12 protein-coding genes are annotated in these 12,663 nt (G+C 57.9%); 3 read left to right on the plus strand and 9 right to left on the minus strand.

Annotated elements, in window-relative coordinates:
• The first annotated feature begins 25 nt into the window (after window positions 1-25).
• Genes K8I01_05175 through K8I01_05185 form a run of 3 tightly spaced genes read left to right on the plus strand, consistent with a single transcriptional unit; the run spans window position 26 to window position 5,687 of the window.
• The gene (locus tag K8I01_05175) at window positions 26-1,360 is read left to right on the plus strand and encodes a TolC family protein (GenBank protein MBZ0219804.1); all 1,335 of its coding nucleotides are present in this window, start codon (window positions 26-28) and stop codon (window positions 1,358-1,360) included.
• Between the two features lie 6 nt (window positions 1,361-1,366).
• A complete protein-coding gene (locus K8I01_05180; GenBank protein ID MBZ0219805.1) occupies window positions 1,367-2,476 on the plus strand; it encodes an efflux RND transporter periplasmic adaptor subunit in 1,110 nt (369 codons plus the stop codon).
• A gap of 34 nt (window positions 2,477-2,510) precedes the next feature.
• Window positions 2,511-5,687 (plus strand): efflux RND transporter permease subunit, encoded by a 3,177-nt coding sequence (locus K8I01_05185; GenBank protein ID MBZ0219806.1) that lies wholly within the window; start codon window positions 2,511-2,513, stop codon window positions 5,685-5,687.
• A 320-nt stretch (window positions 5,688-6,007) separates the two neighbouring features.
• Here the strand turns inward: K8I01_05185 and K8I01_05190 are convergent, their stop codons facing one another.
• From K8I01_05190 to K8I01_05230, 9 genes are read right to left on the minus strand one after another with little or no spacing between them, the layout of a single operon-like run.
• Window positions 6,008-6,529 carry a hypothetical protein gene (locus K8I01_05190; GenBank protein MBZ0219807.1) on the minus strand — a complete coding sequence of 174 codons (522 nt, stop codon included), beginning with the start codon at window positions 6,527-6,529 and terminating at the stop codon, window positions 6,008-6,010.
• Between the two features lie 5 nt (window positions 6,530-6,534).
• Entirely contained in the window at window positions 6,535-7,065 is a 531-nt protein-coding gene (locus tag K8I01_05195) for a type II secretion system protein M (protein MBZ0219808.1), read from the minus strand.
• Window positions 7,062-7,592, minus strand: coding sequence for a PilN domain-containing protein (locus tag K8I01_05200; protein MBZ0219809.1), 531 nt, complete (start codon window positions 7,590-7,592; stop codon window positions 7,062-7,064). The genes K8I01_05195 and K8I01_05200 overlap by 4 nt, the downstream gene beginning before the upstream one ends.
• A 1-nt stretch (window position 7,593) precedes the next feature.
• Window positions 7,594-8,427: a hypothetical protein gene (locus K8I01_05205; protein MBZ0219810.1), complete on the minus strand. Its 834-nt coding sequence runs from the start codon at window positions 8,425-8,427 to the stop codon at window positions 7,594-7,596.
• 2 nt (window positions 8,428-8,429) lie between these two features.
• The gene (locus K8I01_05210; GenBank protein MBZ0219811.1) at window positions 8,430-10,136 is read right to left on the minus strand and encodes a GspE/PulE family protein; all 1,707 of its coding nucleotides are present in this window, start codon (window positions 10,134-10,136) and stop codon (window positions 8,430-8,432) included.
• Between the two features lie 2 nt (window positions 10,137-10,138).
• Window positions 10,139-11,332, minus strand: coding sequence for a type II secretion system F family protein (locus K8I01_05215; GenBank protein ID MBZ0219812.1), 1,194 nt, complete (start codon window positions 11,330-11,332; stop codon window positions 10,139-10,141).
• Between the two features lie 12 nt (window positions 11,333-11,344).
• Window positions 11,345-11,833, minus strand: coding sequence for a type II secretion system protein (locus K8I01_05220; GenBank protein ID MBZ0219813.1), 489 nt, complete (start codon window positions 11,831-11,833; stop codon window positions 11,345-11,347).
• Window positions 11,823-12,239, minus strand: coding sequence for a prepilin-type N-terminal cleavage/methylation domain-containing protein (locus K8I01_05225; protein ID MBZ0219814.1), 417 nt, complete (start codon window positions 12,237-12,239; stop codon window positions 11,823-11,825). The genes K8I01_05220 and K8I01_05225 overlap by 11 nt, the downstream gene beginning before the upstream one ends.
• Window positions 12,181-12,654 carry a type II secretion system GspH family protein gene (locus K8I01_05230; GenBank protein ID MBZ0219815.1) on the minus strand — a complete coding sequence of 158 codons (474 nt, stop codon included), beginning with the start codon at window positions 12,652-12,654 and terminating at the stop codon, window positions 12,181-12,183. The genes K8I01_05225 and K8I01_05230 overlap by 59 nt, the downstream gene beginning before the upstream one ends.
• Between the last annotated feature and the right edge of the window lie 9 nt (window positions 12,655-12,663).

Here is a 12,663-nt window from a genome sequence, read left to right on the forward strand (position 1 = left end):
CCAACTTAAATCCGCGGGTCTGCCTATGCCGAAGACCATGCTTTCAGTTGCATTCTTCATAATCCTTTCTTCTGCGGGCGCGCTCGCATCAGAGGGTGCAATCACCCTTAAGCAGGCCATTGAGCTGGGCTTGAGGGAAAACCCCGGCCTCAAGGCCGCGGCAAGCTCAACCGAGGCCGCAAGGGAGGATATCGGCATCGCAAGGAGCGCGCTCCTGCCGAAGATAGCGCTCGAAGAGCGCTTCATGAGGACCACTAACCCGACCTTCGCCTTCTCCTCCAAGCTTAACCAAGAGCGGTTCGCCCAGGACGACTTCGCGATAACATCGCTCAACAGCCCCGATGCGATAAACGATTTCCAGACGTCAATATCTTTCGAACAGCCGCTTTATTTAAGGGGCGCTGGAATAGGGCTACGGATGGCGAAAGAGGAGTATTCTGCCAGAAAGGATGAGCTTGAGGGGAAGAGGGAGGCGGCCGCATTCGAGATAGGGTCTACATACCTTCTCGTAAATACAGCAAGGGAGTTCGCGCGCGTTGCCGATCAGGGGCTGGAGGACGCAAGGGAGCACCTGAGGCTTGCCGAGGCCCGATACGGCTCGGGGCTTGGCCTTCTCTCGGACGTACTGAGGGCAAGGACAGGCGTTGTCGAGGCAGAGCAGAGGCTCGTCACGGCGGGAAAGGAGCTAAGGGTCGCGAGGAGGGCCCTCGGGCTGCTCCTCGGCCTTGAAGGGGAGATCGTCACCGCAGACGAAGTAGAGGCCCCGGCACTGAAGGAGCTCGATTATTACCTTACGGCCTCAGCCAGGAGGAGCGACTTGAGCTCCATGTCCCGGAGGCGCGATAACGCCGGGAACGCCGTAGAGCTTGCCCGGTCCGGCTATTACCCGATGATAGGAGTAGGCGGCGCTTATTTCCTCAACGACCACAGGGCACCATTCGGCGCCGAAGGAGAAAGCTGGCAGGTCTCCGCGTTCCTCAGATGGAACATCTTCGACGGAGGACTCAGGAGCCATGAATCCAAAAAAGCCAGCCACCTGGCGAACGAGGCGGCCCACCGGCTCGAGGGGCTCAGGAAAACGGCGGTCTTCAGCGTGCACGAGGCGTGGCTGAGTGTCGAGGAGGCAAAAAAAAATCTCGAGCTATCGGAGGCGGCGCTCCGGAGCGCGGAGGAAGGCGAGCGTCTCGTGAGGCTACGGTATGAAAACTCGCTCTCGCCAATTATAGACCTGCTGGATGCCAGGCTGAGCCTTGAAGGCGCGCGGGCCGACCGGGTGATGAGAAAAAACGCGCTCTCGACGGCGCTCCTTAACCTCAGCTTCCAGGCCGGGACGCTGCTTGAAGACCTTAGAGAGGAGTAGGCTGAAATGAAAATGGCTCTTGTCGTTCCCATCCTCGCCCTTGCCCTCGCGGGCTGCGGGGAAAAGACCGCCTCGGAGAATGGCGGCGTTCAAAGGGGCGAGATCGCCGGCATTACGGTCCTCGAAGTATCGCGCGAGCCGGTTACGGATATATACGAGGCGCCGGGCACGATAAAGGCCGCGACAGTAAGCGAGGTCTCCTCCAGGGCCATGGGAAAAGTCGCTTCGATAAATGTGCGCGAAGGGGATACGGTCAGGAAGGGCCAGGTCCTCCTCACCATAGAGGACAGCGACACCTCGCAAAGAGAGGCGGCTGCCAGGGCCGGCCTCGGCGAGGCGGAAAAGGGCCTTCAAGCCGCGCGCGAAAGGATGAAGCTTGCGGATGCCGCGTACCGGAGGTACGGCGCGCTCCACGAAGCGAAGGCCGTATCCCTCCACGAGTTCGAGACCGTTTCGATGCAGAGGGAGACCGCAAAACTGGAATACGAGCGCATGGAAGAGGCCGTAAATAGGGCGCGGGCGCTCTCGCGTGAAGCCGAAATAACGAGGGGCTTCGCGAAGGTCGCATCCCCTCTCGACGGCGTCGTCTCGAAAAAGATGATAGACGAGGGCAGCATGGCCTTGCCCGGCGTTCCACTGCTGGTGGTCGAGGATACTTCCGCTTTCGTTATAGAGGCTCCCATAATAGAAAGGCTTGCCGGAAAGATACGGCCCGGAGATGCGGCCAGGGCCAAGGTGGATTCGCTTGAAGGAGAATACGATGCGGTTATAACCGAGGTGATGCCGTCCCTGGACCCGCTAACGAGGACTTTCAATGTAAAGGCTTCGGTCAAGGGAGATGGGCTCCGTACAGGGCTCTTCGCCCGCCTCCTTGTCGCTACGGGCGAAAGGGAGGCCCTGGCCGTGCCTAAGGGCGCCATCGTCTCAAAGGGGCAGCTGACTGGCGTTTATGTGGTGGGCGAGGACGGGACCGCGCTCTACCGGCTCGTACGGCTCGGTAGGCCCGTAGGAGGCGGCAGTGTCGAGGCCGTCTCCGGTCTCTGGCCGGGTGAAAGAGTCATCACCGGCGGCACGGAACGCGCGTTTGACGGCGGCATCGTAAAGGAAAACAAATGAGTCGATATAAGCCGCACAAGGAAGGGCTCAGTCTGTGACAGGCATCTCCGGAAAGATAGCGCGCGCGTTCATTCATTCGCGACTTACGCCGCTTATCGTGGCGGCATCCCTGCTCCTCGGCCTCTTCGCAATCGCCGTGACACCAAGGGAGGAAGAGCCCCAGATAAAGGTGCCGATGGTTGACGTCTTCGTCTCCTACCCGGGGGCGTCGGCGCGCGAGGTTGAGGAGCGCGTGACCACTCCCATGGAGAACATCCTCTGGGAGATAAATGGAGTCGAGTACGTCTACTCCATTGCCGGGCCGGGACAAAACCTCACCATAGTACGCTTTTACGTCGGCACCGACATGGAGGACGCGATTGTGCGCCTCTATAATAAGCTCATGTCCAATTACGACCGGATCCCTCCGGGCATATCTCAGCCCCTCGTAAAGCCCAGGTCCATAGACGACGTCCCTGTGCTTGCGCTTACGCTCTGGAGCGAGAGGTACACGGGATATGAGTTACGGAGTGTCGCCACGGCCCTTGCCGATGAGATAAAGAAAGACGAAGACGTCTCGGAGGTCGTCGTAATCGGCGGGCAAAGGCGGCAGGTCAGGGTCGACCTCGACAGCGCCCGCCTCAGGGCCTATGCGCTTTCGCCATCGGAGATAATAAGGGCGCTCGGCTCCGCCAACCTGAGCCTTTCTTCCGGGTCGGTCCAGTCGCCTGAAGGCGAGCTCCTTATCGAGGGCGGAGGGTTTCTAAATGACATCCGCGAGGTGCAAAGGGTCGTTGTGAGCGCGCGGGAAGGAAGGCCCGTTTACCTGGGCGATGTCGCAGGAGTTACCGACGGGCCTGAGGAGCCTTCGGACTACGTCTTCATGGGATTCGGCCCGGCGTCAGGGAAAAAGGGCCTCAGCGCCGCGAACCCGGCCGGAGACCACGAGGCGGTCACAATAGCCGTTGCCAAGAAAGCGGGCGCTAACGCGAGCGTTGTCGCGCATACGGCCATCAGTAAGGCCGAGGCGCTAAAGGGCAGCCTCATCCCCTCGGGCGTGAACACGACCGTAACTCGCGACTACGGCGAGACCGCCAAGGAGAAATCAGACGAGCTACTTAAGCACATGCTCATCGCGACCATCGCGGTCACGGTGCTCGTCGCGTTCGCGCTAGGACTCCGCGCATCAGTCGTCGTCGCGGTAGCTGTTCCGGTTACGCTCGCCCTTACGCTCCTCGTGAACTATCTTTACGGCTACACCCTCAACAGGGTCACGCTCTTCGCCCTCATATTCTCCATAGGGATACTCGTTGATGACGCGATCGTCGTGATCGAGAACATCCACAGGCATTTCAGGCTGAAGGGCGCCGGGACCGATGCCGCCGTGGGTGCCGTGGACGAGGTCGGGAACCCCACGATACTCGCAACCTTCACGGTGATAGCGGCCCTCCTCCCGATGGCTTTCGTCTCGGGCCTCATGGGGCCGTACATGAGGCCGATTCCGGTCGGCGCATCCGCGGCCATGCTCTTCTCGCTCCTCGTCGCTTTTATAGTAAGCCCCTGGCTGGGCTACAGGGTCTTGAAGGGCGCAAGGCACGCCGGAGAGGATAAAGGGTCTCAGGGGCTGTACGCGGCCTATTCGAAAATCCTGAGGCCATTTCTTGAGAAGAGGCGCAGGAGATACGGCGCGCTCGGGGCCGTGGTATTCCTTCTCCTCCTCGCTGCGCTCCTCGTGCCATTAAAGGCCGTGACCGTAAAGATGCTCCCCTTCGACAACAAGAGCGAGCTCCAGATAGTGATAGACATGCCCGAGGACGCAACCCTTGAGGAGACCGCAAGGGCCGCAAGGGCCCTGGGCGAATACCTTCGGACCGTGCCAGAGGTGACGGATTTCCAGACCTATGTAGGCACGGCGTCGCCTTACAACTTCAACGGCCTCGTCCGCCACTATTTCCTCCGCTCGGGCGCGAACGTCGCGGACATACAGGCTAACTTCCTCCCGAGGCATCAGAGGAGCGAGCAGAGCCACGACATAGCCAAGCGGATAAGGCCGGGCCTGCAGGAGATAGCGGCGCGCCACCGGGCTAACATCAAGATAGCCGAGATACCGCCCGGCCCGCCGGTCCTGAGCACGCTCGTGGCCGAGGTCTACGGCCCGACCGAGCGCGGCAGGGTCGAGGCCGCCCGTCAGATAAAGGAAGTCTTCGAGACGACGCCGGGCGTCGTTGACGTCGACTGGTATGTCGAGGACGACCGGAAGAAGCTCGTATTCGAGGTAGACAGGACCAAGGCCGCCCTGAGCGGTATCGACGCAAGCGCCGTAGCGGAAAGCCTCCGCATAGCTGTATCCGGCGCTTCTGCCGGGCTCATGCACCTTAACGAGGCAAAGGAACCGGTCGAGATATTCCTCCGCATGCCGTATGACGAGAGGAACGACATATCAGCCCTGAAATCCATCGGGGTGCCCTCAGCCTCGGGCGCGCTCGTGCCGCTCTCGGAGCTGGTCCGCGTAAGAGACGAGACAGCCGACAGGACCATCTACCACAAGAACCTCAAGCGTGTCACCTATGTTACGGCCGATGTAGCGGGCGAGGCCGAAAGCCCGGTCTACGCCATACTCGACATGCGCTCGCGGATAAGCGGCATAAAGTCGCCGGAAGGATATTCCATAGAGCAGTTCTCCGCGCGACAGCCCTGGCTCGAGGAAGGCTACTCCATGAAATGGGACGGGGAATGGCACATAACCTACGAGGTCTTCCGCGACCTGGGAATAGCGTTCGCCGCGGTGCTCGTCCTAATTTACGTGCTCGTGGTCGCGTGGTTCAGAAGTTTCATAACGCCCCTTGTAATAATGGCCCCAATACCTCTCACGCTCGTGGGCATACTGCCGGGCCACTGGGCCTTCAACGCGTTCTTTACCGCGACATCCATGATAGGCTTCATCGCCCTTGCCGGCATAATAGTGCGGAACTCCATCCTCCTTGTGGATTTCATCCAGGCCGAGGAGGCAAACGGGGCCGACATCAAGGAGGCTGTAGTCCGCGCCGGGGCGGTAAGGACCAGGCCCATCCTCCTTACCGCGGCAGCGGTCGTGGCGGGCTCGTTCGTCATGCTCTTCGACCCGATATTCCAGGGTCTCGCCATCTCGATGATGTTCGGCGCAATCGCGGCTACCTTCCTTACGCTCGCGGCCGTGCCGCTCCTCTACTACGAGATTTTCAGGAAACGCTGACCGAAATCATTTTAAGCCCGCAGGATGATTGCTATGATGAAAGCCGTATCGAGAAAGGAAGGCCTAAATCCATGAAATGCATGATAAATAAGGAGACCTGGATAGTAGCGCTCGTCTCGGCCCTGCTCCTTACGGCTGTGACTCTGGCAACTTGGCCGTAAAAGCCTCTGTATTAGCCGGAATGACGCGGGGCTGGAGCGCCTTTTTGAAAAAAAAGGCGTTTCGGTATGGTTATTTACCGTCTGCGCATTATCAGTCTAGCTCCCCGCTATGACCAGCATAGGCATGACCAGCGGCCCTTTGCAACCGGCCATAGTCGCTTACCTCTGGACAGGCAGCCTTATCATTGCCTCCTCGCCTGTCTCACTGTCTTTCAGGGTTATAAAGCCTCCCGAGACTTCTTCCACGTTGAACCTGGACCTTATTGAATCTCCTTTTTTAATGATATAGACGTCTGCACCTCTCATGATGAAGGCTGACTTGCTGGAGCTACTGTCGAGAAAGCCGATGAATCTCGCCTCTGAAGCAAAGACCTGTATCTCCGACGGAGGCGGCGGGGCCGGCACCTCGGGCATGGGAGGCGGCAACTCCTGCGGCTTTGGCGCCGGTGCGGCCTTCCTGGCAGGGCTCTCTGGAGGGCTGAACAGGTCCCTTTTCACTCCCTTGTAAGGCGCTTTCCCGGTTGACAGCAGACCGAGCCTCAAAGGAGGCAGCTGCCGGTCCTCCCTGCCGGATTTGGCCTGCGGCGGATCTCCCTTCTTGCCGAGAATAGCAAAATTATAGAGGACCACCCCGCCAAGGCAGAGAAACAGCAATATCAGAACGGCTTTTTTTCCATCCACGGCATCTACCTGTAATAAACGGACATCCTTATCCTCAATGCGGTCTTCCCCTCACCCGCTTTGCCGCTTGCCAGGCTCAACTCCTCTATCACCAGGGGACGCCTGCTGGACTCGACATCATACAGGAACCTTTTTACGTCCCTGTAGCTGCCTTCGACCGGGAAGGTGAATGCGTACCTGGAAATCGAGCTGTCCTTGAAAGTCTCGGAATTATACTCGGCGGTTGCGACCGAAAGCCCGCTCCTTTTCGCGGACTTGAACACCTCTTCCAATACCGAAGCCAGTTCACCTGATTCCGGAAGCCCTTTTATGAAGCTGACGGCCAGGGCAGTATCATTCGTCCCTGAGCCTTTGCCCGAAAGGGCACCCCTCAATGCCAAAGCCCTGTCCTTTAGCTCCCTTGCCCTCTCATCCTGGTCCTTGATGAACGTAAAGCTTAAGACAAGGTTCAGGAATACGGCAAAAACGGCCGCGGCCAGGACGATATAGGCCGGCCTGGTCCTCCCATGGGCTGCCGAGAATACCGATGCCATCATCTTCCAGCCCCGTATTGCGCCGACATGTTGAAGATAACAAGCCTCTCCTTGTCCTCTGAATGCCTGGTGAGGACCACCTTCTCGAACCCGCGGGCTTCCATCCTGCTTACAGTCGAGAACACATCTTCCATGCTCCGCGCAGTCCCGGCAATGCTCACTGCGGATTTGCCGAAATCGGGGCTGACCTGAAGGAGATAGACGCCTGAAGGCAGGGCTTCCTCGAGCTCGGAAAGAAAGCCGGTCCAGGAAAAGATCCTTTTTTCAACGTAGCTGTTGATTATCTCGATATCGCGCGTTAGCGCCCTGGGCTCCTTTTCTCCTTTCGGACCATCTAATTCACGCGGGAGCTTCTCCTCAAGGGCTCGTACGCGCTCGGCCATTTCCTGGATATCGGAGCTGTTCATCGAATATTCGTGTATATTGTAGAAAGAGAATATGAGAGCAATCGCCGAAGCGAAAGTCGCCAGAGCGGATATTATGAAATGACGGCCTTTGGCGGTAGCCAGGTTTATGTCTATTTTACGCATTTCACAAAGTGGACCCGGCGGCGGCAAGGAGGCTTAAGTCCCTGCACGTAAGTTCCGATTCAAGGCGGAACTCAGTCCGGCCAGGCTCCTCTATTCTCGCTGGAAGCAAACCGCTCATCATTCCGGCAATCTTGCCTGTCTCGTCAAGAAGCGCTATCCTCGAAATGCGGTGCCCCGGGTTTTTTCCGCAGTAAAAGGCAAAGGAGGACAGGGCCTCCCTCATCGCCTCGGATTCATTGCTTATGCCCTTGCACCTGTAGTAAACCGGCGAACCGGACATGAAGACGAGTACGGCCATGAAATCCGACGCCACGGTCAATACCGCTGAATCCGGATCTCCGGCTGAAAGCAGGTTGGCGACATTCAGTGTATGCACGCTTATCCTCGATACCCGGCGTCCGGATGAGGAAAACCCGTCCTCAATGGCGTTGATCCAGCTCCTTTCAGCCGCAACGCAGAGCACCTTATTCCCCTTTTCAAATGAAAACGCCTGATATGAGAGCGCATACTTATCCGGGTCGGCTTCCAGTTCCATCAACGCCCTGCACCTGATTATCCCTTGGGCGTCCTTTTTAGACCCGGGGAGTTCCTCGAAATCCAGCACCGTGGCCCTGGCGAGCGTGTCAGGGATGGAGACAGAGACCCTCCGGACGCCGATGCCTGATTCTGAGAGGGCCTTCGTTATGCCGTCTTTAAGCCCCGCAGGCCCCCCCATGTCAGGCCGCGAAGCCTCTTTCCAGGTCCTTACGGCCGAAAGCCGGCCGTTCCCTTTGACCTCTATAGCGCTTATGCCGTTTTTGCCGATACTGAAACCGGCCGTCTTCCTCTGCAGCATGGCTATTCCATGAAAGTGACCCTGTTTATTTCGCGCAAAGTAGTCTCGCCTGAAAGCACCTTCTCGACGGCGGACTGCCTGAGGGTCTTCATGCCCCCGTCGATTGCCTTTTTCCTGATCTGGGAAATGGGCTCCTTGCCTGCTATCATGTCCCTTATCTCGTCTGTGAGGTCCAGGATTTCGACTATGGCCTTCCTGCCCCTGTACCCGGTATTGTGGCACTCCTGGCAACCTGCGCCCTCATACATCGTGCGGACGCTACACCTCTCGGGATCGATACCCGATTCCAGTAGTACGGAAAGGTCCGCGTCCGCCTTCACCCTGCAGTCAGGACAGATTATCCTTACGAGCCGTTGGGCTATTATGCAGTTCAGGGCGGAGACGAAATTATAAGGCTCTATGCCCATATGTATGAACCTTCCGATTACGTCAAAGACGTTGTTCGCATGGACCGAGGTAAAGACGAGATGGCCGGTGAGGGCCGCCTGAATGGCTATCTGGGCAGTTTCGGGGTCCCTTATCTCGCCGACGAGGACCTTGTCCGGGTCGTGCCTGAGTATGGAGCGGAGGCCCCTTGCGAAGGTCAGCCCCTTCTTCTCGTTCACCTGTATCTGCACGACCCCGGGGAGCTCGTACTCGACCGGGTCCTCTATAGTTATGATCTTATTCTCCCCGGTGTTTATCTCCGAAAGGGCCGCATAGAGAGTGGTCGTCTTGCCGCTCCCCGTGGGGCCAGTGGCCAGGAACATGCCGTAGGGCTCCCGGATCATTTTCCTCATCCGGGCAAGCTCAACGCCATTGAACCCGAGGCTTTCGAGCCTCAGCTCCTCGAACTCGTTCGCAATGTGCTCCTTATCGAGGATCCTTATTACCGCATCCTCCCCGAACACGCTCGGCATTATGGAGAGCCTGAAGTCTATCGCCTTCGCCCTGAGCCTCACCTTGAACCTGCCGTCCTGCGGTATCCTCCTCTCTGATATGTCGAGAGAGGCCATCACCTTGAGCCTCGAGACGACGCTTGGGCTGAGGGATTTTTCTATCGGATCCATGACCCTGTGGAGCACTCCGTCTATCCTGTACCTGACTACCAGCCCCTCATGCCCGGTCTCAAGGTGTATGTCGCTCGCCCTTTTCTGTATCGCATCGTACAGGACTGTATCTACGAGCCTTACAGCGGGACTCGATTCGGACGACCTTTCGATGCTCAGGACCTCGTCACCCTCATCCCGGAGGTCTTTAACGGTGACACCGGCCTGTCCCGCAGCCTCGCTGAGCATCTTTTGGGAGCCAAGGCCCTTGAGGAGCTTTTCGATCCGGCTCGGCGCCGCTATCGCGATGCCCACGGGCTTGCCTCCACCATCTTTTATCCTGCGGTCTATCCTGTCCAGCATCGCAAGGTCGGTAGGATCAGATACCGCCAAAACCGATGCAAATCCTTTCCTTATCGGGATGAGCCGCGCCTTATGGAGCATCTCGGCAGGCACCTTTTCCAGGATCTCATCGTCTACTTCAGCTCCTTCGATTTCCATGAACTCCAGGCCGTACTGTTCAGCGAGAGCGGCGGCAAGCTCGCTCTCGCCTATGATACCGAGTCTCAGGCAGGCGTCCCCGAACCGAACCCCTTGCTCTTTCGAGTACGCGAGCGCCTTCTCGATGTCGTCGTTCGAGACGCTCCAGTTAAGGACGAGTATTTCCCCCAGCCGCTTCATTGTCACATCCTCGCCCCGAGCTGGAATACAGGCATGTACATAAGGACGACTATCGCGCCGATAACGAGACCCATGATAATCATAAGCGCAGGCTCTATGAGTTTGGTAAGGACGTCCACCCTGTGCTCGACTTCCTGCTCATGGAAATCGGCTATTTCCTCGCACATGGCCTGAAGGCTTGCCGACCTCTCGCCGGCCGTGAACATGCGTAGAGTTATCTCCGGCATGAGCGCCGCCCCGGCCATGGCCTCTGAGGCCGAGCCCCCCTCCCTCACTTTCCTGACCGCAAGCTCAAGCTTCCTTTCGAGGACGGAGTTGTCGAGCACGCTTTTTGACATGCCCATGGCCTCTGGGAGCGTTATCCCCGACCTCAAAAGCATCCCCAGGGTACGGCTGAACTTCGCGACTGAATACCCCCTGTATATGTCCCCTATTCCGGGAGCCTGCAGCTTGAGCCTGTCCAGGAAACCCCTGCCCGAGCCGGTCTTGAGATAATATCTCAGAAGGAAAATGGCGATGAAAACGGCTGGCGGGAAGAAGAGCGCGTTGGCCCTCATGAAATCCGAAACGGCCATGAGGGCCCGCGTACCAAAAGATAGCTCCGATTCGGAGCTCATGTAAACGCCTGCAAAAGACGGCACCACGTAGGTGATCAGAAAGGCCACCACAAGGAGGCTCGCCCCGGCGAGTATCATGGGATACGATGCCGCTGACACCACCTTTTTCCTGACCGCTTCCATCCTCTTCTGAAAATCTATGTAACCTTTAATAGAGGGTATCAGGTCCCCCGTCCTTTCCCCGGCCGCTATCGTCGAGATATAGAGGGACGGGAAAACTGAAGGATGCGCCTTCAGAGCTTCTGAAAACGGGTGCCCTGATTTTATGTCCTTGACCACCCTTTCGAGAATTGCCGAGAGTGCCTGGCTGGTCGCGCTCTTCTGTAACGTCTCAAGTATCTCGACCAGCTGGAGGCCCGCCTTGAGCAGGGTCAGAAAGCCCTGATTGAAGACAAGGAAGTCGCTGCCCGAGACCCGGCTCCTGAAGCCAGACATGGAGAAGCCCCCTGAGCGCACCTCCAAAGGGATGAGGCCTTCCTCTTCGAGCCTGCTCCTGGCCTCCTCAATATTAGCGGCCTCGACCTCCTTAAGAAAGACCCTGCCGTCCATAGTGCCTGTCTTCACCTTGAACCTTGCCATCCGGGATACCGCTTATGGTCTCTTATTTTTAGGTTCCTGCGGCACAAAAACAAATTGCCATTCGTTATAGAAATACCTGTTTTCGAAGCCTTTAAGCTCGGGCGGGAATCCTTGCTTCTTTATGGGTTCCGCTTGGCTCGAGCTCCTTACCCCCATGATGCCGCCGTCAGGGGCCCTTATGACCTCCCAGTCCGCCTCGCCCGTCATTGGGTCATGGTAGATTTTCCTAAGATGGCGCTTTGTTACGGGGTATCTCGGGTCGTTGGCGAGGTCGTCGATGCTCCTGGGATACGTCTTCGCCCCGGGACTCTCGGAATAATACTTCCCTATCGCCCTCCTTATCTCCATCCCCCTGAAGATAAGCTCCTCTTCCTTTTCCCGCCGGACTTCGAAACTCCAGTATTTTCCGGCGGTCCCGGCCGCAAGCCCCATTAAAGTTACCAAAAAAAGAAGGGACAGGTACGTAAACCCGCCGTTTCCGCCGCCCGTCCTACCATTCATTGTAGGGGACCCCGTTTGTCCCTATGGCATTGCTCCCGCTTCTTACGTCATAGACACCCGGCTCTCCTTCTGCGTTCACTTCTATCCAGGTCCCGTCCGAGCCGGTAAAAGGGTCAACCGGAACGGCGCGTATATATTTCTTTTCGGGAAGGACGGTAAGCGCATCGGGGTACGCGGCGTTGTCCGCGTAGTATTTGTCTATGGCGTCCCGCATCTTATAGAGGTTCTCCAAAAGAGCGGCCTCCCTGGCCTTAACCACAGAGTTCCTATATAGCGGCACGGCAATGCCTGCCAGGATGCCCACAAGCGTCAGGACTATCAGGACCTCGACGAGGGTAAATCCGCGCTTACCAGTCACGGTAGTAAGTGCCGTCGATTGCCTGTCCTTCGCTCTTGGAATACACATCGAAAACGTCATCGCCCTCTTCAGGTTCATCCGGCGGGCTCTGGTAGCTCCTGAGACCCCAGGTCTCTTCCGGCCCGATATCCTTGTCCTCGGCCATTGGGTCACGCGGGACCCGCCGCAGGAACCGTATCATCTTTCCGGACTGGGGCGAGGCGGCGTCCTCAATTCCCTCTACGAGCGTCATGAGGTCTGGCGGATAGCCGGACTCGCCTATGCTTTTTTTTATCCTGCCCTCGTCCCAGGCCCGTTTATAATCGTCGATAGCCGTCCTTATGACGCGCAGGTTCTGCCTGAGCTCGGCCTCCTTCGCCCGCTTTGATGAGAGCTGGGAAAGGGGCATTATTACCGCCGCAAGTATGGCGATTATCGAGACCGTTATTACAAGCTCGATGTAGGTGAAGCCGTTTTTGTCCATATTGCGGCC

The sequence above is a fragment of the Deltaproteobacteria bacterium genome, assembly GCA_019912665.1.
In the GTDB taxonomy this organism is placed as follows: domain Bacteria; phylum Desulfobacterota; class GWC2-55-46; order GWC2-55-46; family GWC2-55-46; genus UBA5799.

Coding starts and splice junctions, on each gene's coding strand:
- K8I01_05175 (MBZ0219804.1), top strand. CDS start 26: ATGCCGAAGACCATGCTTTCAGTTGCATTCTTCATAATCCTTTCTTCT.
- K8I01_05180 (MBZ0219805.1), top strand. CDS start 1,367: ATGAAAATGGCTCTTGTCGTTCCCATCCTCGCCCTTGCCCTCGCGGGC.
- K8I01_05195 (MBZ0219808.1), bottom strand. CDS start 7,065: ATGATGGCATCGGTATTCTCGGCAGCCCATGGGAGGACCAGGCCGGCC.
- K8I01_05200 (MBZ0219809.1), bottom strand. CDS start 7,592: ATGCGTAAAATAGACATAAACCTGGCTACCGCCAAAGGCCGTCATTTC.
- K8I01_05205 (MBZ0219810.1), bottom strand. CDS start 8,427: ATGCTGCAGAGGAAGACGGCCGGTTTCAGTATCGGCAAAAACGGCATA.
- K8I01_05210 (MBZ0219811.1), bottom strand. CDS start 10,136: ATGAAGCGGCTGGGGGAAATACTCGTCCTTAACTGGAGCGTCTCGAAC.
- K8I01_05215 (MBZ0219812.1), bottom strand. CDS start 11,332: ATGGCAAGGTTCAAGGTGAAGACAGGCACTATGGACGGCAGGGTCTTT.
- K8I01_05220 (MBZ0219813.1), bottom strand. CDS start 11,833: ATGAATGGTAGGACGGGCGGCGGAAACGGCGGGTTTACGTACCTGTCC.
- K8I01_05225 (MBZ0219814.1), bottom strand. CDS start 12,239: ATGTGTATTCCAAGAGCGAAGGACAGGCAATCGACGGCACTTACTACC.
- K8I01_05230 (MBZ0219815.1), bottom strand. CDS start 12,654: ATGGACAAAAACGGCTTCACCTACATCGAGCTTGTAATAACGGTCTCG.